Source organism: Rhodococcus mengyinensis (genome assembly GCF_048381435.1).
GTDB classification, from domain to species: domain Bacteria; phylum Actinomycetota; class Actinomycetes; order Mycobacteriales; family Mycobacteriaceae; genus Rhodococcus_F; species Rhodococcus_F opacus_D.
The window spans coordinates 57,934-83,420 of record NZ_JBLWIT010000109.1 but is presented as its reverse complement, the minus strand read 5'-3'; the positions used below and the strand labels follow the sequence as shown (position 1 = coordinate 83,420).

Here is a 25,487-nt window from a genome sequence, read left to right as displayed (position 1 = left end):
GGCGCACGGGCGGCGGAGCCGCCCATGACAGGAGACAGTCGTGAGCACAGGATTGCAGGAACTCGCCGCGAAGGCGTGGGTGTACGGTTTTCCGCTGGTGTTCGACCTCGACCAGGTGAACCGCTTCGTGTCGGAGGGGATGGGGAGCCTCGACGCGGGACCCTTCAACAAATTCAGCCACGCCCGCACACTCGCCGGGCCGCAGGACACGTTCGTCTCGGTCAACAACGACACCATCTATTCGATCGCCCAGATCGATCTCGGCCACGGACCGCAGTTGCTGCGAGTCCCCGACGCCGGTGGGGCGTACTACGTGCTGCAATTCGTCGATGCGTGGACCGACAACTTCGCGTACGTCGGCAAACGTGCGACGGGAACGGCGGCCGGCCGTTACCTGTTGACCGGTCCCGGGTGGTCCGGTGAGGTCCCCGACGGCGCGACGCAGATCGCGTTTCCCACCGCGGTGGGCACCGTCATCGGCCGGTGGGCCTGCGACGGCGAGGCCGACCTGGAGCGGGTGAAGCGACTGCAGTCGGCCCTCACGTTGGAACCCGTCGGCGAGCAGGAACCGGCGGAGGGCCTGCCGGTCCCCGACCCGAACGTCCCCGTGGAACTTCAGTTCTGGGAGAAGCTGCGGGTGTACTCACAGGCGTACCCACCCGCCGCGCAGGACCTCGTCGCACAACAGGCGTTCACCCCGCTCGGGTTGCTCGAGACCGGGCCGTCGCCGTACCTCGAAGCGCCGCCGGACCTCGCGGCCGTGCTCACGGCCGGTGCCGAGGCCGGGCACCAGTCACTGGTCGCCGCACTGAAATCGGGTGCAGGAAGCGAGGTGGTCAACGGCTGGCAGTTGATGTACCACGCCTTCGACTACAACGACGACTTCTTCGAGATCGGCACCCTCGACTCACCCGACTGGCGGATCGAGGACCGCTCGAAGGCGCTGGGACTGCGGGCCGGCGCCGCGATGGCGGGGCTGTGGGGAAACCACGGTTACGAGGCCGCATATGCGCCGATCTACCACGACAGCGAAGGCAACGAACTGTCCGGCGAGCACACCTACACACTCACGTTCGCGCCGACCCCACCGGTCGACGCGTTCTGGTCGATCACCATGTACGACCTCCCGGACTTCTACCTCGTCGACAATCCGATCGACCGCTACTCGATCGGTGACCGCACGCCGGGACTGGTGTTCGCGGACGACGGTTCGCTGACCATCACGCTCAGCGCGGACGCCCCGGCCGATCCGGTGGCACGCGCCAACTGGCTGCCGACACCGGCAGTCGGGTTCCGGCCGCTGCTCCGGATGTACAGCCCCAAGCCGGAGGTGTTCGACGGAACGTTCGAGATCCCGCCCTTCGTGAAGACCAGTTGATCAGGGGCGCAGCTGATCGAACGTCGTACGACGCTGCCCGGCACGAGACACCACCGGTCACGACCTGAACGTCGGCGGCAGGTCGCAGTGTGCGCGGACCCAGGCGCTGCGTCGTTCCAGCGCGGACTGCCGGTGCGCGGGGGCGGAACCGATCAGTGAGTCGATGGTCTGCAGGAGGTGGCGGGCGACGAACGGCTGGTGCCGGGCGGCGTCGGCGATCTCGTCGAACGCCGCCGACACGTAGTCGTCCCAGTCGGGAAGGAGCACGACGACGCGCAGTTCTCCCTCCGTGTCCGCGACGTCGCCGACGTCGACCGGTCGGTGACTGATCCTCGACAACAGAGTTCCCACGCAGTCGATGGCCTGGGCGGCGGTCGCGGGATCGTTGACAGCCGGTGACAACGCGCGCAGGGCGATGTCGTCGACGATGCGGAACGCCAGCATCGGATCCTGGTCGAAGGACCGGTCGATCCGCACGTCCAGGCATCCCAGCATCGCGCGGCTGTCGAATCCGGCAGCGCCGTCGACGCTCATGACGACTGATCCGGGGATCAGGGCGTCACCCACACGGACCCGCATCCGCACCAGGACATCCGCTTCGCGCGCGAGGTGCGCCAGCTTCGGCAGGTCGATCTGACACAGCATCCCGCCGGTGCCGGTCCACCGGACGACGGCACCGCCCGGACCGCCCGACCTTTCCGATCCCGCCGGTTCCGTGCCGTAGAGGGTGGCGAGCACCGCTTCGCCGCGGGCGGTGACGTCGGCGAGTGTCGGTGCGAGCTGGATCGAGCGGAACGCATGCAGTTGCAGGATCCGCATGACGGCGAGTGCGACGACCGTGAGGATCACGGCCGCCACCGGGATCGCCACCGGCACAGCGTCCTTCTGGTTGACGACCAGGCCCGCCGTGGTCGCGAAGACGAAGAAACCCAGGAACATCCCGAAGGAGTTCCACACCAGCGGGTCGTCGCGGAACAGCGTCAATCGCGGGGTCAGCGTCGTGGCGCCGAACTGACCCACGAGGAACAGCAGCGAGAACACCACGCTCGCCAGCGTGATGACGGCGCCGGCGAGAGTGAACAGCAGGGTGGCCACGCTGGTGCCACTTGTCCGGGGACCGATGTCGAGGGTGGGGAGCGCGAGGCCGAGGAGGAAACCGGCGATCAGATAACAGAGCTGGACGAGTCCTAATCGCAACGGCGGGCGTCGGCGCAGCGCACGCAGAATGGGTCGCGAATCCGATCCGGACCGGGGGAACTCGGCTGCTCTGTTCACGGCGCCCCTTCCTCCCTCCGATGATCCCGAATGGGCGGTAGTGTTCGTGCCGATTCGAGGGGGGATCGAGTGAAGAAAGTTGCCGCGGCGCTCCTGTGCGCCGTGATCACGTCCGGGTGCGCGCACAGCGTGTCGGGGACTGCGGGGGCTTCTCCGCTGCAGGAACTGAGCCCCGCGCAGCAACGGCACATCCACGTCGAGGACGCGCTCCGCGACGCCGATCCGTGCGGACTGCTCGACGTGGCCGTGGTGCGGGGTGCCGGGACGGTCCAGCAGTACGGGTCCGCCGTGCAACTGCCGGTGTGTTCGGCGTTGATGGCCGGGCCCGGCGGCGCAACCACCTACGTGGAGTTGTCCCTGCTGCCGTCGATGCTGTCCGACGCGGCGCTGACCCGGCCGGAGACGGTCGACGGGGTGACCGTCTACCGCGGTGCGGGCGCCGACCCGACCCGCGGGACGTGTGAGCGCGTCTTCCGGCTGAACCTCGGAATCGACCAGGAACAGGTGGAACGGCAGCTGGCCACCGTCCGCGCCGGAACCGTCGCCGGCCAGGACGCCTGCCCGCTCGCCGACGCGGTGCTGGACTCGGCGATCGACAGGATGCGGTCGGGACTGCCCACTCGTGACGCCTCGTCCGCGCATCAGGTGGCGCTCGCGGTCCACGACCCGTGTGAAGTACTCGACGTGCTGGGAACCACGGCGGGCGGGCGCGTCGTCGACCCGGAATCGCCGCCCACCCCGTTCGACTGCGTGCTGTTTCCGAACCCGAATCGGGTGCCCGGGAGTGAGGTGACCGTGTCGTTCACGATGTCGCCGGTCAAGGAAAACCGACCACCCGTTCCCGCCGAGCCGGAGACGGTCGGCGACCGATGCCGGTGGACGAGCCCGATGGGCGAGCCGATCGACATCACACGGCCCGGAGCGGGCGTCGACGAGTTCACCCGCAGGCTCGGTCACGCGGGTGCAGTCGTCACTGTTCACGGGCCGAACTGCGCGGCCGTGGCGAGGGTCGCGGACGCCGTGAACACGGCGTTCGGATAGGCGTCCGAACGGACTCACCCGGGATCAGATTGGACTCCGCCGGTAAGCTCGACAGCTGGACCAGTACAGATTCATCGACCTGGAGGTAGAAACGCGTGGCTCTCGTCGTCCAGAAGTACGGCGGATCCTCGGTGGCAACCGCCGAGAGAATCCGACGAGTGGCTGAACGGATCGTCGAGACCAAGAAGGCCGGCAACGATGTCGTCGTCGTGGTTTCAGCGATGGGGGACACCACTGATGAGCTGCTCGATCTGGCTCAGCAGGTGTGCCCAGCCCCACCCGCCCGCGAAATGGACATGCTGCTGACCTCCGGTGAGCGCATTTCCAATTCTCTCGTCGCGATGGCAATTCATTCGCTCGGTGCGGAGGCCCGTTCGTTCACGGGCTCCCAGGCGGGCGTCATCACCACCGGTGCTCACGGCAACGCCAAGATCATCGACGTCACACCGGGCCGCGTCCGGGATGCGCTCGACGAGGGCTCGATCGTCCTCGTCGCCGGGTTCCAGGGCGTCAGCCAGGACAGCAAGGACGTGACGACCCTCGGGCGCGGCGGTTCGGACACCACCGCGGTGGCCCTCGCAGCGGCCCTCGAGGCCGACGTCTGCGAGATCTACACCGACGTCGACGGCATCTTCACCGCCGACCCGCGCATCGTTCCCGACGCGCAGCGTCTCGAGACGGTGTCGTTCGAGGAGATGCTCGAGCTCGCGGCGTGCGGCGCGAAGGTGCTCATGCTCCGCTGCGTCGAGTACGCCCGCCGATACAACGTGCCTGTGCACGTCCGTTCGTCATACACGACCAAGCCGGGCACCATCGTGTCCGGATCGATGGAGGACATCCCCGTGGAAGAGGCAATCATCACCGGAGTCGCGCACGATCGCGGCGAGTCCAAGATCACCGTCGTCGGCCTGCCCGACACCCCGGGTTACGCCGCGCAGGTCTTCCGCGCGGTGGCCGAGGCGGAGATCAACATCGACATGGTGCTGCAGAACATCTCGAAGGTCGAGACCGGCAAGACCGACATCACGTTCACCCTGCCCACCGCCGACGGCCCGCGCGCCGTCGAGAAGCTGACCAAGCTGCAGGGCGACATCGGCTTCACGCAGGTGCTGTTCGACGACCACATCGGCAAGGTGTCGCTCGTCGGCGCCGGCATGAAGAGCCACCCGGGCGTCACCGCGACGTTCTGTGAGGCTCTCGCAAAGGCCGGTGTCAACATCGACCTCATCTCGACGTCCGAGATCCGCATCTCGGTGCTCGTCAAGGATGTGGAGCTGGACAAGGCCGTGAAGGCGATCCACGATGCATTCGAGCTCGGCGGCGACGAAGAAGCCGTCGTGCACGCAGGAACGGGACGGTAGATCATGACCACCATCGCTGTCGTCGGTGCCACCGGACAGGTCGGCATCGTCATGCGCACCCTCCTCGAGGAACGGAACTTCCCCGCGGACAAGGTACGGTTCTTCGCTTCCGCGCGGTCGGCGGGCAAGAAGCTGCCGTTTCGCGGCGAGGAGATCGTCGTCGAGGACGCGTCCGCGACGTCCGACGAGGACCTGAAGGGCATCGACATCGCCCTGTTCTCGGCCGGTGCGACCCTCTCTCGTGAGCAGGCCCCGCGGTTCGCCGCGGCAGGTGCCACGGTCGTCGACAACTCGTCGGCGTTCCGCAAGGACCCCGACGTCCCGCTGGTCGTCAGCGAGGTCAACCCGGAGCAGGCGAAGAACCCGCCGAAGGGCATCATCGCCAACCCCAACTGCACCACGATGGCCGCGATGCCGGTGCTGAAGGTTCTGCACGACGAGGCCGGTCTGCAGCGTCTCATCGTGTCGAGCTACCAGGCCGTGTCGGGCAGTGGAATCGCCGGTGTCGAGGAGCTGGTGGGCCAGGCCCGCGCCGTCATCGACGACGCGGAGAAGCTGGTGCACGACGGCAGCGCCGTCGACTTCCCGGCCCCGAACAAGTACGTCGCACCGATCGCGTTCAACGTTCTGCCGCTGGCCGGTTCGATCGTCGACGACGGCAGCGGTGAGACGGACGAGGACCAGAAACTCCGCAACGAGAGCCGCAAGATCCTCGGCCTGCCCGACCTGCTGGTGTCGGGCACGTGCGTCCGCGTCCCCGTGATCACGGGCCACTCGCTGTCGATCAACGCCGAATTCGAGCGTCCGCTGTCGGTGGAGCGTGCGCAGGAGCTCCTGTCGAAGGCTCCCGGTGTGCAGCTGGTGGACGTCCCCACCCCGCTCCAGGCCGCGGGCAGCGACCCGTCGCTGGTCGGGCGTATCCGTCAGGATCCGGGTGTCCCCGAGGGTCGCGGTCTGGCACTGTTCGTGTCCGGCGACAACCTGCGTAAGGGTGCCGCCCTCAACACCATTCAGATCGCCGAACTGCTGGTCTGATCTCCCCCCACGTGAGTGGCAAAGTGTGCTTCCGCACGCTTTGCCACTCACGTGTCGGTTGCGGGTGGATACTGGGCCGATGAGAGTCGTCGGTGCTGCGGTGGCGGCGGTTCTGTTGCTGCTCACCGGTGCGAGCGAGGCGTCCGCGCAGCCGGGAATCCTGCTGTCGCAGGACGAACTTCCACCCGCCGCAGTCCCCGGTCAGGCAGGCGACAGCATCCGGGTCCGCTACCCGACGCTGCGCACCGCGACCGCGACCGGTGAGTCGACCGGATCGATCTTCCTTCCCCGTGGTGATCCCCCCGTCGGCGGCTGGCCGGTGGTGTCCTACGCGCACGGCACGGTCGGGGTCGCCGACCAGTGCGCGCCGTCCGTCGCCGGGTTCAACTACGTCGAACTGCCCGCGATCGAGCAGTGGCTCGCCGCCGGATACGCCGTCGCAGCAACGGATTACGCGGGAATCGGCACGCCCGGTGTCAACGCCTACCTCGACGGCCCTGCCGCCGCCGCGAACGCCGTCGACATCGTCCTGGCCGCCCACGACTTCTACGGCGACGTGCTCAGCGACCGGTGGATCGTCACGGGACTGTCGCAGGGCGGGCACGCGACCTACTTCGCCGCCCGCGAGGCCGCCGCCCGGGCACCCGCACTCGACTATCGGGGTGCCGTCGCCGTGGCGGCGCCGACGCACCTCGAACAGCTCTTCCCGGCCGCGGGTCCCGCGATTCCGGCTCTGCCGACAACCGGAATCGTGAACTATGCGTTGCTGACCCTCGCCGGCATCGACGACCAGCGCCCCGAGGTCGACATCCGGCGGTATCTGTCGCCGAAGGGGATCGAATTGATGGAGCTGGCGAAGGTGACCTGCAGCCGGGAACTCGGCCGGTACCTGCTCGCCCATCCCACTTCGGTCGGCGACCTGTTCGCCTCGCCCCTGTGGAACGAGCAGTTCCGGGCGCTGTTCCGGGAGATGCAGCAGGTGCCCGTCGACGGGTTCGACCGCCCCCTGCGGGTGGTGCACAGTCTGTCCGACACGTCGGTGCCGATTCCGTTGACATGGGCGCAGCTCGCCGAGATGCAGCAGCACGGCGTGAACGTCGAATACCAGCAACTCGCCGCCGAGAACCACCGCGAATCACTGATGGCCTCCATGCCGGAGTCCCTCGCGTTCGCGGCGCGCGTGCTGTCCCCCAGGTGAGTGGCAACGCGTACCGGAGCACACTTTGCCACTCACGTGCGGTTCACCCGACACGTGCGAGGCGGAGACGGCGCCCCGACCCTACGGTTCGGACATGGGCTCAGTCATCGGAGAACTGTTACCGCTCGCCGTGGGTGTCGCGATCTCGCCGATACCGATCATCGCCGTCATCCTGATGCTGCTGTCGAAGCGTGCGGGCGGTGCGAGCGCAGGCTTCGGCGTCGGCTGGATCCTGGGAATTCTTGTTGCGACGGGCATTTTCATGTTCCTCGCCGGCAGCATCGACACGTCCGACTCCGACGGTCCGTCGGCGACGGCGTCATGGGTGAAGGTGGTTCTGGGTGTGCTGCTGCTCCTGCTCGCGGGACGGCAATGGAGAAGCCGCAATGCCCACGCGAAGCCACCGAAGTGGATGCAGGCCATCGACGACCTGAACTTCGTGAAATCCACCGGTCTCGGATTCGCGCTGGCGGCAATCAATCCCAAGAACCTGCTGCTCTGCGTGTCCGCGGGCGTCGGGATCGGCACGGCCGCGGTGAGCGGCGGCGAGCAGGTCGTGGCGCTGATCGTGTACACGGTGCTGGCCGGATCGACCGTCCTCGTCCCGGTCATCGCCTACGCCGTCGCAGCCGACAAGATGCGCGGAACCCTCGACAACCTCAAGGTCTGGCTCCAGTCCAACAACGCCGCGGTGATGAGCGTGCTGCTACTCGTGATGGGCGCCGTCGTCCTCGGTAAGGGATTCGGCGGATTGTTCTGACGCGACAGCGTCCGGTCCCCGCAGGTAATGCCCGACGTAACCCTCGTCGAGCGCGATGGCCTTGACGATCACCGCGGACCCCACGATCACGACCGACAGGACGAACAGCCAGCTGATCGCGGTGAACACCAGGCCGAGCGGCCCGAACTGGTGTTGCGCTGCGGCGGTGATCCGGGGCAGGAGCAGACGCCCGCCGACGTGGAGAGCGGTGAGCGCGCCGGCGGTCAGCGCGCCGGTCGCCCAGAGCACACGGCCCTTGAGCGTGCCCATCGTCAGGAGGTACGGGCTGAGGGTCCACACGGCCATCCACACCGCGAACTCCCCGGCGACTGCGAGAGGTGGACCGATCAACCGGATGCTCGTGAGCTCGCCGGCCAGGCCGATCGCCGTCCCCGACAGCGCAACGGCGAACAGGACGACGAGCCACCGCCAGGCGTCTCGGAGGGTGATCGACGGGACGTTCCAGATCTTGGCGTAGATCCGGGCGAGGGCCCTCGCGAAGGACGTGCCGCTGATCGCGATCATCAGCAGACCGACGACCCCGAACGCGGCGAAGGAGGGGTTGGTGGTGTCCACAGTGCCGGGCGTGGTCGTCAGTTCCGTGGGGTCGAAGCCGAACTGGGTCTTGATGGTGCGTGCGGTCACGTTCCAACCGCTCAGCGTCGATGCCGCAATCATCACGGGCAGCACCGACGTGAAGATCCTGGCGGCGAGCGTCATCGACCGGTCGACGAGCTCGATCTCGATCAGCCCGTCGATGACGCGCCGAACCGTGCGGCCGGGAGGTGTGCCCTGCAACCAGCCGTTGGCCGTTTCGGTGCGCGCGGCCAGAGCTTCCCTGGCCAGCGCCACAGACAGTTTCGTCGACCGCACACCTCGAGCGAACACCGTTCGGGCCCGCTTGTCATCATCCGCGTCAGGTGAGAACGCCCGTCACGGGCGGATGATGCACCGGAACCCGATGTGGCACGTCGACGTCTCCTCGGTGTCACCCTGCCGGGCCGAGGGTCGGTAGCGCAGGCAGTAGTTGGGCGCGCAGAGATGCGAGCCGCCCTTGATCACGCGGCGCGCGTAGGGCTCGTCCGGGTTCTCCGCGCGCGCCGTCTCGACTCGCGGGTTGGTGGGAATGCAGCAGGAACTGGCAGGCGCGACGTTCTTCCCGCTCGCGGAGTGATCGGTGGTGAAGTAGTCGGTGGTCCATTCCCACACGTTGCCGGCCATGTCGCTGAGTTCGTAACCGTTGGGCCGGAAATGGCCGACCGGCGACGTTCCGGCGAAGCCGTCCTCGAGGAGGTTCTCCCACGGGAACCGTCCCTGCCAGACGTTGCCGGCGGGCCTGCCGCCCGGTTCGTGTTCCTCTCCCCACACGAACGGCTTCCGGTCCAGCCCGCCGCGGGCGGCGAACTCCCATTCGGCCTCGGTCGGCAGATCCTTGCCCGCCCATGCCGCGTAGGCGCGGGCGTCGAACCACGACACGTGCGTGACGGGATGGCGTTCGCGTCCGCCGACGTTGCTGCCCGGACCCTCCGGGTGGCGCCAATCCGCGCCCGGTGTGAACGACCACCAGCGGGTGTAGTCGTCGAGCGGGACGGGCCCCGGTGTGGGGGTGAATACGAGCGAACCGGGCACGAGCAGAGCCGGATCCGCGCCCGGGTACTGCGCGGGGTCGGGGGCTATCTCGGCGGTGGTGACGTGGCCGGTGTCCTTCACGAATCGCCGGAACTCGGCCACGGTGACCTGGTGCGCGTCCATCCAGAATTCGTCGACGGTCACCTGGTGGACGGGGCGTTCCTCGGGGTAGAAGTCCTCCGAACCCATCCAGAAGGTGCCCCCGGGGATCCATTCCATGTTCTTCGGAGCTGCACCGGTCATGGAGTCAGACTGGCACGAGGGTGGTCGCTGCGCGAAGGGACGCCCCGTAAACCCGGTGAGAGGGGCAACGGTTGCGGTACCGTCGGCTACTCGATTCGCAATGCTGTTCTCACCGTGCAGGGGGCTCCTCCGAATGGATCGACGGATTCCGCGTAGGTCGTTCGTTCGTGGACTGGCGCTGACGGCCGGGCTCGGGGCCGTCGGGGTGGGATCGGCGAGTGCCTACCCGTTCGGGATCGATCCGCTGCGGCCGTTCGTCTTTTCCTCGCCGCCGCTCCAGCCGTTCCGGGAACAGTTGCCGCCGTTGCCGATGGTGGGTGGGAGCGCAGTCGAGGTGCACGCCAGCAGCACGACGCACGTGTTCCACCCCGATCTGCCCGCGTCGCCGGCCCTGGGCTACGGCGGCATGGACTACCTCGGCCCGACGATCGAAGCCCACGTCGGCGAGCTGACCTCACTGACCTACCGCAACGACATCGCGAGCAACCCCCTCGCCGCCGACGTCGACACGCGGATCCACGGAGTGAGCGAGCAGGACCGCACCCAGGTGCCGACGTCGCTGCACCTGCACGGCGGCCGGACGCCCCCCGAGTTCGACGGGCACCCCGAGGACACGATCCGGCCCGGGCAGGGGATGGTGCACGAGTTCCCGAACCGGCAGGAAGCCTGCGCGCTCTGGTATCACGACCACGCGATGGGCGTCACCCGGCTCAACATCTACGCCGGGCTGGCAGGCATGTACCTGCTGCGCGACGAGTACGACACCGGTCGGAGCGGCAACCCGCTCGGTCTGCCCTCGGGCGAATTCGAACTCCCGCTGATATTGCAGGACAAGAACTTCACCGACGACGGACGGCAGAGTGTCCGCTCGAACCCGCTGAACCCGCAGGGCAGCTGGGAGGCCGCCACACCCGGTGACGTGGGCGTGGTCAACGGCAAGGTGTGGCCGGAAATGTCGGTGGCGCGGGGCCTGTACCGCCTGCGGATGGTGAACGCCGCATCGTTCAGCGTGTGGAATCTGTTTTTCGAAAACCGGATGAGGTTCTGGGTGATCGGCGCCGAGGGCGGTCTGCTCGACGCGCCGGTCGCCACCGACCACGTCCGGCTCGGACCCGGCGAGCGGGTGGACCTCCTCGTCGACTTCGGAACCCTCGCGCCCGGCACGACCGTGGAACTGCGCAACGACGAGCCGATCCCCGCGCAGGTCGCGCAGCGCGGGGTGCAGATCATGCCGCGGTTCTGCCGGTTCCGGGTCGGAACCGCCGCCGGGTTCACCGGTGGCGTCCCGGAGACGCTCCGGGGCGGAAGCCGTGGTCTCGCCGTCCTCCCGCCCGTCGCGCCGCCGTCGGTCGTGCGCAACGTGTCGGTGATGCAGCTCGCGCAGGGCCCCGGTCAGCCGTCCCCGCTGATGTCGCTGAACAACCTGCGCTATACGACCGACGACATCGAGATGCCCCGGCAGGGCACCGTCGAGCAGTGGAACATCGTCAACGTCACGCCCGAACCGCATCCGATCCACCTGCATCTGGTGACGTTCCGGGTGATCGGACGGCAGGCGATCGACACGAACGCCCTGATGCAGGCCGTTCCGGTGCCCGCGGTCGGGATGCGGTGGACGCCGTCGGCGGACCCGTTCGTGCTCGGGCCGAACCTGGCGCCGCAGGTGTGGGAGTCGGGGTTCAAGGACACGGTGATCGCGGACGCGAACTCGATCACCCGGATCATCGTCCGGTTCCCGACCGCGGACGAACTCGGCTTCGACCCGGACGCCACGTTCGGGATGTCGGCGCACACGATGAATCACTCCGAAGGCGGACACAGCCACATGGAGCAGACCTCGCATCCCCTGCAGGGCTACGTGTGGCACTGCCACATGCTCGACCACGAGGACCACGACATGATGCTGCGGTACCGACTCGTGCCCTAGACCCGTGAGTACTTATTAACCGCCGGACGTTAATAAGTACTCACAGGCGCGCAGCGCAAACTTAAAAGCAGTCTGGACTGTTTTCTTTTTTCCGCCTACAGTGCTGGGTGTGACACCTGACACAGAACTGGTCAAGCCGACCCGCACGCAGGCCGAGCGGACCGCGGCGATGCGCACGAAGCTGCTCGACGCGGCCGTCGACTCGCTGGTCGAGCTCGGGTACGCCCGCACCACGACGCAGGGCATCGCCCGGCGGGCGGGGGTGTCGCGGGGCGCGCAGCTGCACCATTTCCCGACCAAGGAGTCGCTGGTGGTGGCCGCCGTGGAACATCTCGTGGACAAGCGGCTGGAGGAGATCCTCGCAACCGAAGTGGATGCCGGCCGCGGCGTCGAAGTGCTCGCCGACGCCTTCTCCGGCCCGCTGTTCTATGCGGCCCTCGAGCTGTGGGTGGCCGCCCGCACCGACCAGGCGCTGTACGAGGCGACGGTTCCGCTCGAGCGGAAGGTCAACGACGCTCTGCGCCGCGGGTCGGCGGCGGTGTTCGGCGATCGGTTCGACGCCGACGCCATCGAGCTCACTATCGAATTGGTTCGCGGTCTGGCGGTGTCGGCATTGTTCCGCACCCCCGAGGCCGAACAGTCACTACGCGCGCGGCTGTTGCCCGTGTGGGAATCGAAGGTGGAGAAGTCGTGAATCTTCCGCAACACGTACACACCCTCATCGTGGGGGCCGGTTTCGCCGGCATGGGACTGGCGGCGCGCATCCTGCAGACACAGCCGCAGGCCGACGTCCTGATCATCGAGCGCGGCGACGACGTCGGCGGCACGTGGCGAGACAACACCTACCCGGGATGTGCGTGCGACGTCCCGACGTCGCTGTACTCGTACTCGTTCGCGCCGAGTGCCGACTGGAGTCACACGTTCGCCCGCCAACCCGAGATCCACCGTTATCTGAAGAAGGTTGCGGCCGCCACCGGTGTCCGGTCCCGGGTGGTGACCGATTGTGAACTGCAGGAAGCGCACTGGGACGACGACGAGGCCATCTGGACTGTTCGGACGAGCCGCGGAACGCTGACGGCCGACGTCGTGGTGGCCGCGACCGGTGCGCTGTCGACTCCCAGCGTCCCGGACATGCCCGGGTTGGAGACGTTCGGCGGCACCACGTTCCACTCGGCCACGTGGAACCACGACCACGACCTCGCCGGTGAGCGCGTGGCGGTGATCGGCACTGGTGCGTCCGCGGTGCAGTTCGTCCCGGAGATCGCGCCCGCAGCCGAGCATCTCACCGTGTTCCAGCGCACGCCCGCCTGGGTGATCCCACGCCTCGACCGCGAACTGTCCGGCTCCGAGAAGAGCCTCTATCGTCGACTGCCGTTGGTGCAGAAAGCCGTCCGTGGTTCGGTGTACAGCTTCCGTGAAGCGCTGGGCGGAGTGCTCGCCCACGCCACCGGGCTGCTGCCGGTATTCGAGATGGTGGCCAAGGCGCATCTTCGCCGGCAGGTGCGGGATCCCGAACTGCGCCGGAAGCTCACACCGAACTTCACCATCGGCTGCAAGCGGATGCTGCTGTCGAACGACTGGTTGCGGACCCTCGACCGTCCCGACGTCACGCTCGTCGACGCGGGACTCGCCGGGGTCACGCCGGACGGCGTCGTCGACGCGGTGGGTAACGAGCACAAGGTCGACACCATCATCTTCGCGACCGGTTTCACGCCGACGGAACCGCCTGTGGCACACGCGTTCCGTGGCGCGAACGGTCGCACCCTCGCCGAGCGCTGGGATGGGAGCCCGAGCGCGTACAAGGGGACCACCGTCGCCGGGTTCCCCAACCTGTTCCTGATGTACGGTCCCAACACCAACCTCGGGCACAGCTCGATCGTCTACATGCTCGAATCGCAGTCCGCGTACATCGCCGACGCCTTGAACGTGATGCACGACAGCGGGATCACCGCCTTCGAGGTCACCGAGGAGGCGCAGCGCCGGTACAACACCCGCATCCAATCCGAACTGCAGACCACCGTGTGGAACAAGGGCGGCTGCTCGAGCTGGTACTACGACTCCGAGGGTCGGAACTCGGTGCAGTGGCCGACCTTCACCTGGAAGTTCCGCTCCCAGTTGCAACGTTTCGATCAGGAGAACTACGTCTCACGACGCAGGGCCGCGAAGGAGACCGTCGCGTGACGCACTACGACGTGATCGTGGTCGGCTCCGGTTTCGGTGGTAGCGTCGCGGCGCTCAGGCTGACCGAGAAGGGCTACCGGGTCGGCGTTCTCGAAGCGGGCAGACGCTTCGCCGACGACGAGCTGCCCGAGACGAGCTGGCGGCTGCGGCGCTACCTGTGGGCACCCTGGCTGGGCTGCTACGGCGTGCAACGGATCCACCTTCTCCCCGACGTCCTGGTCATGGCCGGGGCGGGGGTCGGGGGTGGGTCGCTGAACTACGCGAACACCCTCTACCAGCCGCCGCGCCGCTTCTTCGAGGACAAGCAGTGGGCGCACATCACCGACTGGCAGTCGGAGCTGGCCCCGTATTACGAGCAGGCGAAACGGATGCTGGGCGTGACGACCAATCCGTCGTTCACCCCCGCCGACGCCGTCATGCGTGAGGTGGCCGAGGAGATGGGCGCCGGTGAGACGTTCACGTCCACACCGGTGGGCGTCTTCTTCGGCGAACCGGGATCGCGGGTGGCCGATCCGTTCTTCGGCGGCGAGGGACCCGAGCGCACGGGGTGCACCGAGTGCGGCAGCTGCATGACGGGTTGCCGGGTGGGCGCGAAGAACACGCTCGTCAAGAATTACCTCCACCTCGCCGAGAAGGCGGGCGCCCGGATACATCCGCTGACGACGGTGAAGGAGTTGCGCCCCCGATCGGGTGGCGGCTACGAGCTGCGGACCCGCCGCACCGACGGCATCCGCAAGCGCGAGCACACGTTCACCGCCGACCAGGTGGTCGTCGCCGCAGGCACGTACGGCACCGCCCGGCTGCTGCTGGCGATGAAGGAATCCGGTGCGCTGCCGCGGTTGTCGCCGAGGCTGGGATCGGTGGTACGCACCAACTCGGAGGCGGTGCTCGCGGCCACGGCGAAGAACCGTGCCACCGACTTCACGAAGGGCGTGGCCATCACGTCCTCGTTCCACCCGGACGATCACACCCACATCGAGCCCGTGCGGTACGGCAAGGGCAGCAACGCGATCGGACTGTTGCAGACCGTCCTCAGCGACGGCGGCGGCAGGACGCCGCGGCTGCTGAAGACGGTCGGCGTCGCGTTGCGCCGCCCCGGGGCGTTCGTGCGCAGCCTGTCGGTGCGGCACTGGTCGGAACGCACCGTGATCGCGCTCGTGATGCAGACCGACGACAATTCGCTCGAACTGGCCAAGGGCAAGGGCCGCCTCGGTCGCGCGGTCACCAGCCGTCCCGGACCCGGAGATCCGCCACCTGAATGGATCCCGCAGGGTCACACGGCCATCCGCAAGGTGGCCGAACGGATCGGGGGAGACCCCGGTGGTTCGTTCGCCGACGTCGTGAACATTCCGATGACCGCGCATTTCCTCGGGGGTTGCACCATCGGGGACTCGCCGGACACCGGTGTCGTCGACCCCTACCTGCGGGCGTACGGACACGACGGTCTGCACGTGGCCGACGGCTCCGTGGTGAGCGCGAACCTCGGCGTCAACCCGTCGCTCACCATCACCGCCCAGGCCGAGCGTGCATTCGCGTTGTGGCCCAACAAGGGTGAGGTCGATGTCCGGCCCGACCCGGGCAAGCCATACGTACGTATCGAACCGTCGCCGCCCCGGAATCCGGTGGTACCCGCCGACGCGCCGGGTGCGCTGCGGCTCCCGCTGACGGTCGCCACCCGAAGGGAGACAGTCGATGTGGAGCGTGCCTGAATCGACCACCCAGCGCACCGACTGGCCCGAGAGCTCGCCACCCCCGTGGCCGGCGGGGGTGCGCGCGACACTGTGGTGGCACCGCAGCACCACGGCCGCCCGCGCGCTCGGACCCGACGGCGCCACCGTGCCGTTGACCCTCGCGATGATGGTCGACTACCTCGACTCGCCGGTCGGCCCCTACCGGGAAATCCTCGCCAGTCCGGTGCTCCGCGCGCCCGGACGTCGCATCGGCGTCCTGCCGCGCATGGCGGTCCCGTTCATTGCCGTGGATTCGGAACCCTCCGTGCACGGCGGACGGGTGCACTGGAGCCTGCCGAAGGTGCCGGCCGAGTTCGACGGCGACGTGCACGGCGACTTCGAGGCGTCGTCCGACGCGTGGCGCGTCACCACGAGCACTCGGCCACGCGGCCCGCGACTACCGATCGCCGGCGCGCTGGGGTTCGCTCAACCCGGCGACCACGGCCTCGTCACGGCGTCCGCGCGACTTCGGGGCCATTTCCGGTATGCCCGCGTGGACGTGACGGCCGAAGGTCCCACCCTCGGTGACTGGCTGACGCCCGGCACACACCACGGCATCGTGATCACGGACGGCCGGATGACCACCGGACCCGCGCAACTCCGCTGACCGGATCAGGCGGGTCGCGGTCCGATGTCCGCGACCACGCCGGCGAGACGGGGCAGCACGGTGTCGCGCCAACCCGGACCCATCCGCTCGAAAGCGTCGCGGCCGCGCTTGTCGTCGAGGTCGAAGCCGGAATGGTCGAGGAACAGGCGGGTGCCCGCACCCTCGGGAACGAGGCGCCAGACCAGCGTCCAGTTCTCGGTGAAGGTGTAGACGAAGCGTCGCTCGGGTTCGACCTCGACCACCTCGCAGGGAACGGCGCCCCAGCCGGGCATGTCGAGGTGGAACCGATGCCCGACCGTGGCGGCGATGTCGCCCGCGGCCCACCAGCGGGCGAGCAGTTCCGGCTCGGTGAGGGCGCGCCACACCTTGGCGGGTGGCGCGGCGATGAACTGGTCGACGGAAATCGTGGTGGTGGTGCGGTCGGTCATGAGTCCTCCTCGAGGAATTCGGCGAGTGTGCGCAAGCGGCCACGCCAGAACCGCTCGAACGGGTGCAGCCAGTCGCCGACGTCGGCGAGCGGCTCGGCGGTCAGGTGGTAGTGCCGTTGCCGTCCGGACGGTTCGTCGCGGACGAGCCCGGCCCGGCGCAGGACCTGCAGGTGCTCTGCCACCGCGGGCCGGCTGAGGTCGAACCGGCCGGCGAGGTCCCCGGCGGTGAGGGGGCCGTCCATCAGGATTTCCAGCAGGCGCCGTCGCACGGGGTTGGCGAGGGCGATGAAGACGTCGTCGTCGGGCACGCCGCGACTTTATGTCGGAGATTTCCGACATGTCAAGAATTTCCGACACATCCTTTTCTTGACTAATTCCAAAAAGGCGCGATACTTGAACACATGCGACACGACACGGATCCCAAAGCGCAGCTGCGCGAGGTGGGCCTGCGTGTCACTGCACCACGTGTTGCAGTGTTGAATGCGGTTGCCGTACGGCCGCATTCCGACGTCGACGACATTGCGGCCGTAGTTCGTGAAGAGCTGGGATCGGTCTCCACCCAGGCGGTATACGACGTCCTCAAGGCGTGCACCGCCGCCGGCCTGCTCAGACGTATCGAGCCCGCGGGATCCCCCGCACGGTTCGAAACCCGTACCGGAGACAACCACCACCACCTCGTGTGCCGCAGTTGCGGGACCGTCGTGGACGTGGACTGCGCCGTCGGTGAGGCTCCGTGCCTCGACCCGTCGCAGGCCCACGGTTTCGAGATCGACGAGGCCGAGGTCGTCTTCTGGGGGCTCTGCTCGCAGTGCCAGACCGGCGCGCAGAGCGGAACCGGGTCGGCAGCAGCCCTGTCCTGAACCCACTCCGTCCCCACTGCTTCACCCTCACCCGATGCAACCTGGAGGCTTTGCCATGCCTGAAACACAGCGCGCCACCACCAACAACTTCGGAATTCCCGTCGCCAGCGACAACGAATCCCTCACAGCGGGCACACAGGGCCCCATCCTGCTGCACGACCACTACCTGATCGAGAAGCTCGCCCAGTTCAACCGGGAACGTGTCCCGGAGCGCGTCGTCCATGCCAAGGGCGGCGGCGCGTTCGGCGAACTGGTCGTCACCCACGACGTGAGCCGCTACACGAAGGCAAAGCTGTTCCAGCCCGGCGCGAGGACCGAGTCGCTGGTGCGCTTCTCCACCGTCGCCGGCGAGCAGGGCAGCCCCGACACCTGGCGTGACCCGCGCGGATTCGCCGTGAAGTTCTACACCGAGGACGGCAACTACGACCTCGTCGGCAACAACACGCCCGTCTTCTTCATCAAGGACCCGATCAAGTTCCCCGACTTCATCCACTCGCAGAAGCGACTGCCGGGATCCGGTCTGCGCGACCACAACATGCAGTGGGACTTCTGGACGCTGCGGCCCGAGTCCGCTCACCAGGTGACCTGGCTGATGGGTGACCGCGGAATCCCGAAGACGTGGCGTCACATGGACGGTTTCGGCTCGCACACGTACCAGTGGGTCAACGCCGAAGGCGAGCGGTTCTGGGTCAAGTACCACTTCAAGACCGATCAGGGCATCGAGTTCCTCACCCAGGACGAGGCCGACACCCTCGCAGGCAACGACCCCGACCATCACCGCGCCGACCTGTACGACACGATCGCCCGCGGCGAGTTCCCCAGCTGGACGCTGAAGGTCCAGGTCATGCCCGTCGACGAGGCCGAGGGCTACCGGTTCAACCCGTTCGACCTCACCAAGGTGTGGTCGCAGAAGGACTACCCACTGATCGAGGTCGGCAAGTGGACCCTCAACCGGAACCCCGACAACTTCTTCGCGCAGATCGAGCAGGCCTCGTTCGAGCCGTCGAATGTCGTTCCGGGAATCGGCTTCTCGCCTGACAAGATGCTGCTGGGGCGGGTCTTCTCCTACGCGGACGCGCACCGGTACCGCATCGGCGCCAACTACGCGCAGCTGCCGGTCAACGCGCCCAAGAACCAGGTGAACTCGTACTCGCAGGACGGTGCGATGCGGTACTCCACCAATTCGCCCGAGACCCCCGTGTACGCGCCGAACTCCTACGGCGGCCCGCACGCCGACGCGTCGCTCGCGGGCGACGAGGGACAGTGGGCGTTCGACGGCGAGTCCGTGCGAGCCGGCTACATCGAGCACGCCGAGGACGGCGATTTCACGCAGGCGGGCACGCTCGTCCGTGAGGTCCTGAGCGACGACGAACGCGACCGCCTGGTCGACAACATCGTCGGCCACGCGCTCGGCGGCGTCAGCGAACCGGTTCTGCTGCGGGTCTTCGACTACTGGAAGAGCGTCGACCCCGACCTGGGCAAGCGAGTGGAAATCGGTGTCCGGGAAGGGCAGAGCCAGAACTGATGTCGTTGGTGGGGCAGGCTCAGAGCAGGCCCCACCAATAGATCAGCACGGCGAGAACGAACACGATCACAGTTTCCACGACGACCCTCCTCCGCCCGACTGCACGCACCGCACTTCCATCATCCACCTTCGGTGGGGACGGACGCCACTGCGCTTCCCGCCCGTGAGTACTTGTTAACTGCCCGCGGTTAACAAGTACTCACGGCCGTGTGACGGGTGTGTCGGATGTTGTTGCTAGGTTGGGCGGTGTCAGGACACCGGCTCGGATGACCGTGTCCCGAGTCGGGGTCGAAAGGTGCTGTGTTCCATGGTGATGGGTCCCACCCATGCAATGTCCGGTGCGGCTGTCGGTCTGGCGGTGGCGGATCTGCTGCCGCTCGACTGGGGTGGGCCCACGTCGACCGCCGAGACCTTCACGTTCGCGGCGGTGTGCGCCGGAGCGGCGCTTCTCCCGGATCTGGACACGAGCCAGTCCACGGTCTCGCGCTCGTTCGGTCCGGTCAGCAGCGTCGTCGCGAAGGGCGTCGATGCGGTGTCGCTGGGTTTCTACACCGTCACCAAGGGCAAACGCGACGGCAAGCGGCGCGGCGGGCACCGCACGCTCACCCACACGGCCCTGTTCGCCGCCGGTATCGGGGCCGGGGTGTCCGCGCTGGTCGTCCAGTTCGGCAAGCCGGCCATCATCGCGACACTGTTCGTCTGCCTCGGGCTCGCGCTCCGAGGGCTGGCCGGGGAGCTGGCCAAAGAAAAAGGCTGGCTGGCGGTTTCGGCGGTCGCGGCGGTGCTGTCCGCGCTCACCTGGCAGTCGTATCCCACCGAGGCCGGTTCCACCGGACTCGGAGTCGCGGTGGCGCTCGGCTGCGTTACCCACTGCCTCGGGGACGCCATCACCAAGGAGGGCGTCCCCTTCCTCGCGCCGTTCCTCACGCTCGGCAAGGAACGGTGGTGGGAGTTCCGGCTCCCGTCGTTCCTGTCCATCCGGGCAGGCGGGCCCTTCGAGAAGGTCGTGCTCGGGCCCGCCCTCACGGTGGCCGTCGGACTCATGGTCATCTGGGCCATCGACGGTGCGCCACAGGCAATCTACGACGCGTTCATGCCCGCCCCGCAGTGACTCAGGCCGCGAGCATGTTCTCGAGGTCGTCGAGGACAATCATCGCCCCGGTGGGCCCCAGCGCGAGGAACCAGGTCTCGTCGCTCACGTGCACGGCCTTGCCGTCCTTCACCGCCTGCATCTGATTCCACAGCGGGCCGCCGACCACGGTCGACTCGTCGGTGGTCTCGGGCGCGCCGTAGCTGGAGTAGAAGATCCGGTCGGCGTTCGCCTCACCGATCGTCTCCTGACTCACCTCGACGGCGAGTTCGTCGACGTTCTGCACCGTCGGACGCGGAAGTCCGACGTCTTTCAGGATGACACCGATGAACGACAGGTTGCCGTACAGGCGGATCTTGCCGGACATGAACCGGACCAGCGAGATCGTCGGCTCGCCCGTGATGGACTCCCGGACCTCGTCGGCGCGGGCCTGATAGGCGTTGAGTACCTCCTCCGCCTTGGTCTCCTCACCGAGGGCGTCGGCGACCAGCAGGAAGTTCTCCTTCCACGGGAAACCGGGGCGGATGCCGAACACGGTCGGTGCGATGGACGACAGCTGCGGGTACAGCTTGTCGGCGCGCAGCTTGCTGCCCAGGATCAGATCGGGCTGCAGCGCGGAGATCGCCTCGAGGTTCAGGTTGTTGGTGGTCCCGACGTCCGGCACCCCGGCCAGCTTGTCGGCGAGGTAGGACGGCTGACCGGCCGCGCTCTCCGGGCTGGCCAGCCCGACGGGCGTGATTCCCAGGGACAGCACGTCGTCCAGCTCACCGCCGTCGAGGACGATCACCCGTTCGGGCTTCTTCTCGATGACGGTCTCGCCGAGCGCGTGGGTGATGGTCCGGGGGAAGACGCCCGGTTCGGCGTCGGTGCCGAGCTTGGCGGTCTCGGCATCCGCCGTGGCGAACAGGCGGCCGCCGGTGGCGACGTCGGCGTTGCCGGCGGGCGACCCGGTGTCGGTGGTGCCGCAGGCGGCGAGAATGACGGTGGCCAGGGCGACCAGCCCGGCGCGTACGTAGAGCCTCGAAGACATGAGGTGAGGCTAGCCTGAGGTTTCGGACGGGTGGTCGCGGGGTCGCTGCGACCGGAAAACGCCCCCACCACGCAGAAGAGGCCCTGACCGGCGAACCGGTCAAGGCCTCTTCTCGGTGTCTTACACTGTCGGGGTGGCGGGATTTGAACCCACGACCTCTTCGTCCCGAACGAAGCGCGCTACCAAGCTGCGCCACACCCCGTGTTGAACCTCGGCTAGCTTACATTACCCAACCAGTCACCATTAAATCCCCTGGTCAGTTGCGTATAACGGTGCTCTCCGACGACTCGGTGCGACCGCGCGCGGCGTCGGCGTCCGCGCCGCCGCGCTGAGCCGGAACCAACGTCAGGAGCGTCGCCTCGGGGCGGCAGCAGAAGCGGGCGGGGGCCCACGGCGACGTCCCGATCCCCGCGGACACGTGCAGCTGGGTGTGCGCACCCCACTTGGACGGACCCTTCACCCGGGAACGGTCGATGTCGCAGTTGGTGACCAGCGCGCCGTAGAACGGCAGGCACAGCTGACCGCCGTGCGTGTGGCCCGCCAGGACGAGGTCGTAGCCGTCGTCCGCGAACCGGTCGAGCACCCGCGGCTCGGGCGAGTGGGTGATGCCCAGCCGGAGATCGGCCAGCGGATTGGGCGGACCGGCGATCGTGTCGTACCGATCGCGCTTGAGGTGCGGATCGTCGACACCCGCCGACGCGATCCGGACACCCGACACCTCGAGGTCGCGGCGGACGTGCGTGACGTCGAACCAGCCGCGCTCGGTGAACGCGGCCCGCAGGTCGCCCCACGGCAGCGGCTCGCCGAGGACACGCTTGTGTTCCTTGCGGAAGTACTTGAGCGGGTTCTTCGGCTTGGGCGCGAAGTAGTCGTTGCTGCCGAAGACGAAGAGTCCGGGGCGGGCGAGCAGATTCCCCAGCGCCTGGACCACTGCGGGCACCGCCCGCTGGTGCGACAGGTTGTCGCCGGTGTTCACGACGAGGTCGGGGTCGAGGTTGTCCAGTTCCCGCAGCCAGTTCTGTTTCAGCCGCTGTCCGGGCATCATGTGCAGGTCGCTGATGTGCAGCACGCGGAGCGTCGACGACCCGGGTTCGAGTACCGGCATCGTGACCTCACGCAGCGCGAACGCATTGCGCTCGATGAGCGAGGCGTAGCCGATGCCGAGGGCGGCGGCACCCGCTGTACCCAGGGCGGCGCGGGTCAGGTTGGCACGGAACTCGTCAGACACTCTTTCAGGATACTGATGAGCGCAATCGAGATGCAGTGGACGAATCGGGGCGCGTAGCGTTTCGCCCATGCCAGATTCACTGAAAGCAAGACTGCGCTCCGACATGACGGCCGCCATGAAGGCCAAGGATTCGCTGCGCACCGCCACCATCCGCATGCTGATGGCCGCCGTGCAGACCGAAGAGGTCTCCGGCAAGGAAGCCCGCGAACTCACCGACGACGAGGTGCTGAAGGTCCTCGCGAAGGAGTCGAAGAAGCGCGGCGAGTCCGCCGAGATCTACACCGAGAACGGTCGAGGTGAGCTGGCGGCGCAGGAGCGGGCCGAGGCGCAGATCATCGACGAGTACCTCCCGACGCCGCTGACCGACGCGGAACTGGTCGACGTCGTGGACACCGCGATCGCTCAGGTGGCCGAGGAAATCGGTGAACGTCCCGGCATGCGTCAGATGGGTCAGGTCATGAAGGCTGCCGGCGCACTCGCGGGCGGCAAGGCGGACGGTTCGCGGCTCTCGCACGCGGTGAAGTCCCGCCTCTGACCCGCATGTGAGTGGGAAAGCGTGCGTCGCCACACTTCCCCACTCACCGGCGGTTACCGGGGTATGGGCGGCAGCTGGATCGGCGGCAGGCCGGGCAGCTGGATGGGCGGAACGGGGATCCCCTGAGCCGGCGCCTGCGGGGGAGCGGCCTTCACCGATCCGTCGCTGACGTAGATCGTGATGGTCGATCCCGGAATGGCCGAACCGGACGGCGATGCGCTCGTGACCGTCCCCTTGGCCGCCTGCGACGCGGTGGTGACCGCGTTCACGGTGAACCCCGCTCCCTGCAGACGGGACGTCGCGGCCGACTGGCTCAGTCCGGTGACGTCCGGAACCTGACCGTTCTGCGAACCCCGCGCGTACTTCTGGTCGACCGGCGGCAGCGTCGTCGGCCCGAAGTTGTTCGCGATGGGGTTCATCGCCGCATACCAGGTCCGCGCCGGTTCGTTTCCACCGAACAGGTTGCCGTCGCCACACGGCCGCAGCGGGGCCGAGCAGATCTCACCCGGCGTCGGCGAGTCGCCGAACACGTAGACGGCGGCGGCGAAGTTGTTGGTGAATCCGAGGAAGCCCGAGGACATGTGGGATTCCGTGGTACCCGTCTTGCCTGCCATCGGGAGTGTCCAGCCGACGCTGCCCGCCGCCCCGGCGGACGTACCGCCGGGCTTGTCGTCCTTGCTCATGGCGTTGGTGAGCGTGTCGGCGAGGCCGGGTTCGACCACCTGCTCGCAGGCCTGCTGGGTGACCGAGACGGGCTTGCCTTCACGGTCGAACACCGAATCGATGGGGGTGGGCGGGCACCACTTGCCGTGCGAGGCGAGCGTCGCCGCGACATTCGACAGTTCCAGGGGATTGATCCAGGTGGGCCCGAGGGTGAACGACCCCAGGTTCTGATCCTTCTGGAAGTCGGCCATGCTGCGGTCGTCGAATCCCGACGTGCCGGGCTGGGCGTACGAGCGCAGACCCAGCCGCACCGCCATGTCGACAGTGGGGGCGACGCCGGTGGCCTGGATCAGCTTGACGAATGCGGTGTTGGGCGACTGTGCCAGCGCGTCCGTCACCGACAGTGCCGCGGGGTACTTGCCTGCGTTCTCGACGCAGTACGTGGACGCAGGGCAGCCTCGTGCACCACCGCTACCCATGCCCCGGGCCTCGAACCGGCCGGGCACGTCCAGGATGGCGTTCGTGCCGAGGCCCTTCTCCATGGCGGCGGCGGTTGTGAAGATCTTGAAGATGGACCCGGCGCCGTGACCGGCCAGTGAGTACGGCTGCGCCTGCACGGTCTCGTTGGCGTTCGCGTCGAGACCATACGTGCGGCTACTGCCCATCGCGAGGATCCGGTGCGAATCCTGGCCGGGTTGGACGACGTTCATGACGTTCGCGATGCCGTCGAGTTCCGGGTTGGCGTTCGCGTTGAGCGCCGCCTTGGTCGACGCCTGGACCGCGGGGTCGAGCGTCGTCTTGATCAGGTAGCCGCCCTTGTCGATCTGCTCGCGGCTGATGCCGGCGTTGGCCAGATACTGCAGGGCGTAGTCGCAGAAGAAGCCGCGGTCGCCGGCGGCGATGCACCCGCGGGGCAGCCGGTTGGGCTCGGGCAGCACACCGAGAGGGGTCCCTTTGAGCTCCCGCAGTTCGGCGGCCCGCTCGGGAATGTTCGAGATCATCGTGTCGAGAACCACGTTGCGTCGTTCGAGGACGCCCTCGGGGTTCGTGTACGGGTTCAGTGCCGAACTCGACTGCACCATGCCCGCGAGCATCGCGGACTGCTGAGTGTTCAGTTCGGACGCGTCGATGCCGAAGTAGGTCTGTGCGGCGTCCTGGATGCCGAACGAGGCGTTGCCGAACGGAACCAGGTTCAGGTAACGGGTGAGGATCTCGTCCTTGGTGAGTTCCTTGTCGAGCGTCAGCGCCATCCGGATCTCGCGGATCTTGCGGGCGGGCGTCGTCTCGATCGCGGCCCGGCGTTCGGCGTCGGTCTTGGCCACGACGAGCAGCTGGTAGTTCTTCACATACTGCTGGTCGAGGGTGGACGCGCCCTGCTGCACCTCACCGCTCGTGGTGTTGGTCAGGAAGGCGCGCATCGTGCCCTGCCAGTCGACGCCCTTGTGTTCGGGGAACCGGCGGTCCTCGACGGAGACGATGGCGAGCTTCATCTCGTTGGAGATCTTGTCGCTGGGCACTTCGAAGCGCCGCTGGTCGTACAGCCACGCGATGGGATTGCCCGCCGAGTCGACCATCGTCGAGACCGCGGGAACCGTTCCCTCGACCAGTTCGGCCGAGACGTTGTCGACGGTGTCAGCCGCCCTGTTGGAGGCGTAACCGAACCCTCCGGCGAGCGGAAACATCACGCCGGCGAGGAGCACTCCTGCCAAGGCGGAGGATCCTGCGAGCTTCCCCACTGTTTTTGCAATCGACACGATCTACAG

General features: G+C 67.7%; 23 protein-coding genes and 1 tRNA gene. 15 read left to right on the top strand and 9 right to left on the bottom strand.

Annotated elements, in window-relative coordinates:
- The first annotated feature begins 40 nt into the window (after window positions 1-40).
- Window positions 41-1,378, top strand: coding sequence for a DUF1254 domain-containing protein (locus ACNJ7E_RS22955; RefSeq protein WP_418341053.1), 1,338 nt, complete (start codon window positions 41-43; stop codon window positions 1,376-1,378).
- A 57-nt stretch (window positions 1,379-1,435) separates the two neighbouring features.
- Here the strand turns inward: ACNJ7E_RS22955 and ACNJ7E_RS22950 are convergent, their stop codons facing one another.
- Window positions 1,436-2,653 carry a DUF2254 family protein gene (locus tag ACNJ7E_RS22950; RefSeq protein ID WP_418341052.1) on the bottom strand — a complete coding sequence of 406 codons (1,218 nt, stop codon included), beginning with the start codon at window positions 2,651-2,653 and terminating at the stop codon, window positions 1,436-1,438.
- A gap of 69 nt (window positions 2,654-2,722) precedes the next feature.
- Here ACNJ7E_RS22950 and ACNJ7E_RS22945 point away from each other — a divergent pair, with 69 nt between their 5' ends.
- The 5 genes from ACNJ7E_RS22945 to ACNJ7E_RS22925 all read left to right on the top strand — a co-directional run bounded on the left by ACNJ7E_RS22945 (window position 2,723) and on the right by ACNJ7E_RS22925 (window position 8,048).
- Window positions 2,723-3,694 (top strand): hypothetical protein, encoded by a 972-nt coding sequence (locus ACNJ7E_RS22945; protein ID WP_418341051.1) that lies wholly within the window; start codon window positions 2,723-2,725, stop codon window positions 3,692-3,694.
- Between the two features lie 95 nt (window positions 3,695-3,789).
- Window positions 3,790-5,055, top strand: coding sequence for an aspartate kinase (locus tag ACNJ7E_RS22940; RefSeq protein ID WP_012691385.1), 1,266 nt, complete (start codon window positions 3,790-3,792; stop codon window positions 5,053-5,055).
- A 3-nt stretch (window positions 5,056-5,058) separates the two neighbouring features.
- Window positions 5,059-6,090, top strand: coding sequence for an aspartate-semialdehyde dehydrogenase (locus tag ACNJ7E_RS22935; protein WP_011596739.1), 1,032 nt, complete (start codon window positions 5,059-5,061; stop codon window positions 6,088-6,090).
- Window positions 6,091-6,169: 79 nt separating this feature from the next.
- The gene (locus ACNJ7E_RS22930; protein WP_418341050.1) at window positions 6,170-7,288 is read left to right on the top strand and encodes an alpha/beta hydrolase family protein; all 1,119 of its coding nucleotides are present in this window, start codon (window positions 6,170-6,172) and stop codon (window positions 7,286-7,288) included.
- Between the two features lie 94 nt (window positions 7,289-7,382).
- A complete protein-coding gene (locus ACNJ7E_RS22925; RefSeq protein ID WP_418341049.1) occupies window positions 7,383-8,048 on the top strand; it encodes a GAP family protein in 666 nt (221 codons plus the stop codon).
- On the opposite strand, the gene ACNJ7E_RS22920 is transcribed toward ACNJ7E_RS22925, so the two are convergent.
- Window positions 7,995-8,921, bottom strand: coding sequence for a hypothetical protein (locus ACNJ7E_RS22920; RefSeq protein WP_283332817.1), 927 nt, complete (start codon window positions 8,919-8,921; stop codon window positions 7,995-7,997). The genes ACNJ7E_RS22925 and ACNJ7E_RS22920 overlap by 54 nt on opposite strands.
- A gap of 60 nt (window positions 8,922-8,981) precedes the next feature.
- A complete protein-coding gene (locus ACNJ7E_RS22915) occupies window positions 8,982-9,920 on the bottom strand; it encodes a formylglycine-generating enzyme family protein (protein ID WP_418341048.1) in 939 nt (312 codons plus the stop codon).
- 100 nt (window positions 9,921-10,020) lie between these two features.
- Here ACNJ7E_RS22915 and ACNJ7E_RS22910 point away from each other — a divergent pair, with 100 nt between their 5' ends.
- From ACNJ7E_RS22910 to ACNJ7E_RS22890, 5 genes are all read left to right on the top strand, one after another.
- On the top strand, window positions 10,021-11,847 hold the full coding sequence (locus ACNJ7E_RS22910) for a multicopper oxidase family protein (RefSeq protein WP_418341047.1): 1,827 nt from the start codon (window positions 10,021-10,023) through the stop codon (window positions 11,845-11,847).
- A 100-nt stretch (window positions 11,848-11,947) separates the two neighbouring features.
- Window positions 11,948-12,541, top strand: a complete 594-nt coding sequence (locus ACNJ7E_RS22905) for a TetR/AcrR family transcriptional regulator (protein ID WP_317570822.1) — start codon at window positions 11,948-11,950, stop codon at window positions 12,539-12,541.
- Window positions 12,538-14,028 carry a flavin-containing monooxygenase gene (locus ACNJ7E_RS22900; RefSeq protein ID WP_418341046.1) on the top strand — a complete coding sequence of 497 codons (1,491 nt, stop codon included), beginning with the start codon at window positions 12,538-12,540 and terminating at the stop codon, window positions 14,026-14,028. The genes ACNJ7E_RS22905 and ACNJ7E_RS22900 overlap by 4 nt, the downstream gene beginning before the upstream one ends.
- Entirely contained in the window at window positions 14,025-15,737 is a 1,713-nt protein-coding gene (locus ACNJ7E_RS22895; protein ID WP_418341045.1) for an FAD-dependent oxidoreductase, read from the top strand. The genes ACNJ7E_RS22900 and ACNJ7E_RS22895 overlap by 4 nt, the downstream gene beginning before the upstream one ends.
- A complete protein-coding gene (locus ACNJ7E_RS22890) occupies window positions 15,721-16,365 on the top strand; it encodes a hypothetical protein (protein WP_280782919.1) in 645 nt (214 codons plus the stop codon). The genes ACNJ7E_RS22895 and ACNJ7E_RS22890 overlap by 17 nt, the downstream gene beginning before the upstream one ends.
- 5 nt (window positions 16,366-16,370) lie before the next feature.
- On the opposite strand, the gene ACNJ7E_RS22885 is transcribed toward ACNJ7E_RS22890, so the two are convergent.
- Entirely contained in the window at window positions 16,371-16,793 is a 423-nt protein-coding gene (locus ACNJ7E_RS22885) for an SRPBCC family protein (protein WP_418341044.1), read from the bottom strand.
- The gene (locus ACNJ7E_RS22880) at window positions 16,790-17,101 is read right to left on the bottom strand and encodes an ArsR/SmtB family transcription factor (RefSeq protein ID WP_105421809.1); all 312 of its coding nucleotides are present in this window, start codon (window positions 17,099-17,101) and stop codon (window positions 16,790-16,792) included. Before ACNJ7E_RS22880 ends, ACNJ7E_RS22885 begins: the two co-directional genes overlap by 4 nt.
- Window positions 17,102-17,194: 93 nt before the next feature.
- On the opposite strand from ACNJ7E_RS22880, the gene ACNJ7E_RS22875 reads away from it, so the two are divergent.
- The 3 genes from ACNJ7E_RS22875 to ACNJ7E_RS22865 all read left to right on the top strand — a co-directional run bounded on the left by ACNJ7E_RS22875 (window position 17,195) and on the right by ACNJ7E_RS22865 (window position 20,289).
- Entirely contained in the window at window positions 17,195-17,653 is a 459-nt protein-coding gene (locus ACNJ7E_RS22875; protein WP_005256074.1) for a Fur family transcriptional regulator, read from the top strand.
- A 55-nt stretch (window positions 17,654-17,708) separates the two neighbouring features.
- On the top strand, window positions 17,709-19,178 hold the full coding sequence (locus ACNJ7E_RS22870; RefSeq protein ID WP_280782915.1) for a catalase: 1,470 nt from the start codon (window positions 17,709-17,711) through the stop codon (window positions 19,176-19,178).
- Window positions 19,179-19,485: 307 nt separating this feature from the next.
- Complete coding sequence (locus ACNJ7E_RS22865; RefSeq protein WP_280782914.1) at window positions 19,486-20,289, top strand: metal-dependent hydrolase; 804 nt, start codon at window positions 19,486-19,488, stop codon at window positions 20,287-20,289.
- Window position 20,290: 1 nt separating this feature from the next.
- Here the strand turns inward: ACNJ7E_RS22865 and ACNJ7E_RS22860 are convergent, their stop codons facing one another.
- From ACNJ7E_RS22860 to ACNJ7E_RS22850, 3 genes are all read right to left on the bottom strand, one after another.
- Window positions 20,291-21,298 (bottom strand): ABC transporter substrate-binding protein, encoded by a 1,008-nt coding sequence (locus ACNJ7E_RS22860; protein ID WP_418341043.1) that lies wholly within the window; start codon window positions 21,296-21,298, stop codon window positions 20,291-20,293.
- A 128-nt stretch (window positions 21,299-21,426) separates the two neighbouring features.
- Window positions 21,427-21,500, bottom strand: a tRNA-Pro gene (locus tag ACNJ7E_RS22855).
- A 54-nt stretch (window positions 21,501-21,554) separates the two neighbouring features.
- A complete protein-coding gene (locus ACNJ7E_RS22850) occupies window positions 21,555-22,526 on the bottom strand; it encodes a metallophosphoesterase (protein WP_280782912.1) in 972 nt (323 codons plus the stop codon).
- A 67-nt stretch (window positions 22,527-22,593) separates the two neighbouring features.
- Here ACNJ7E_RS22850 and ACNJ7E_RS22845 point away from each other — a divergent pair, with 67 nt between their 5' ends.
- Window positions 22,594-23,061 (top strand): GatB/YqeY domain-containing protein, encoded by a 468-nt coding sequence (locus tag ACNJ7E_RS22845; RefSeq protein ID WP_005248498.1) that lies wholly within the window; start codon window positions 22,594-22,596, stop codon window positions 23,059-23,061.
- Between the two features lie 53 nt (window positions 23,062-23,114).
- Here ACNJ7E_RS22845 and ACNJ7E_RS22840 read toward each other — a convergent pair whose 3' ends face one another.
- Complete coding sequence (locus tag ACNJ7E_RS22840; RefSeq protein WP_280783001.1) at window positions 23,115-25,460, bottom strand: penicillin-binding protein; 2,346 nt, start codon at window positions 25,458-25,460, stop codon at window positions 23,115-23,117.
- Window positions 25,461-25,487: the final 27 nt, after the last annotated feature.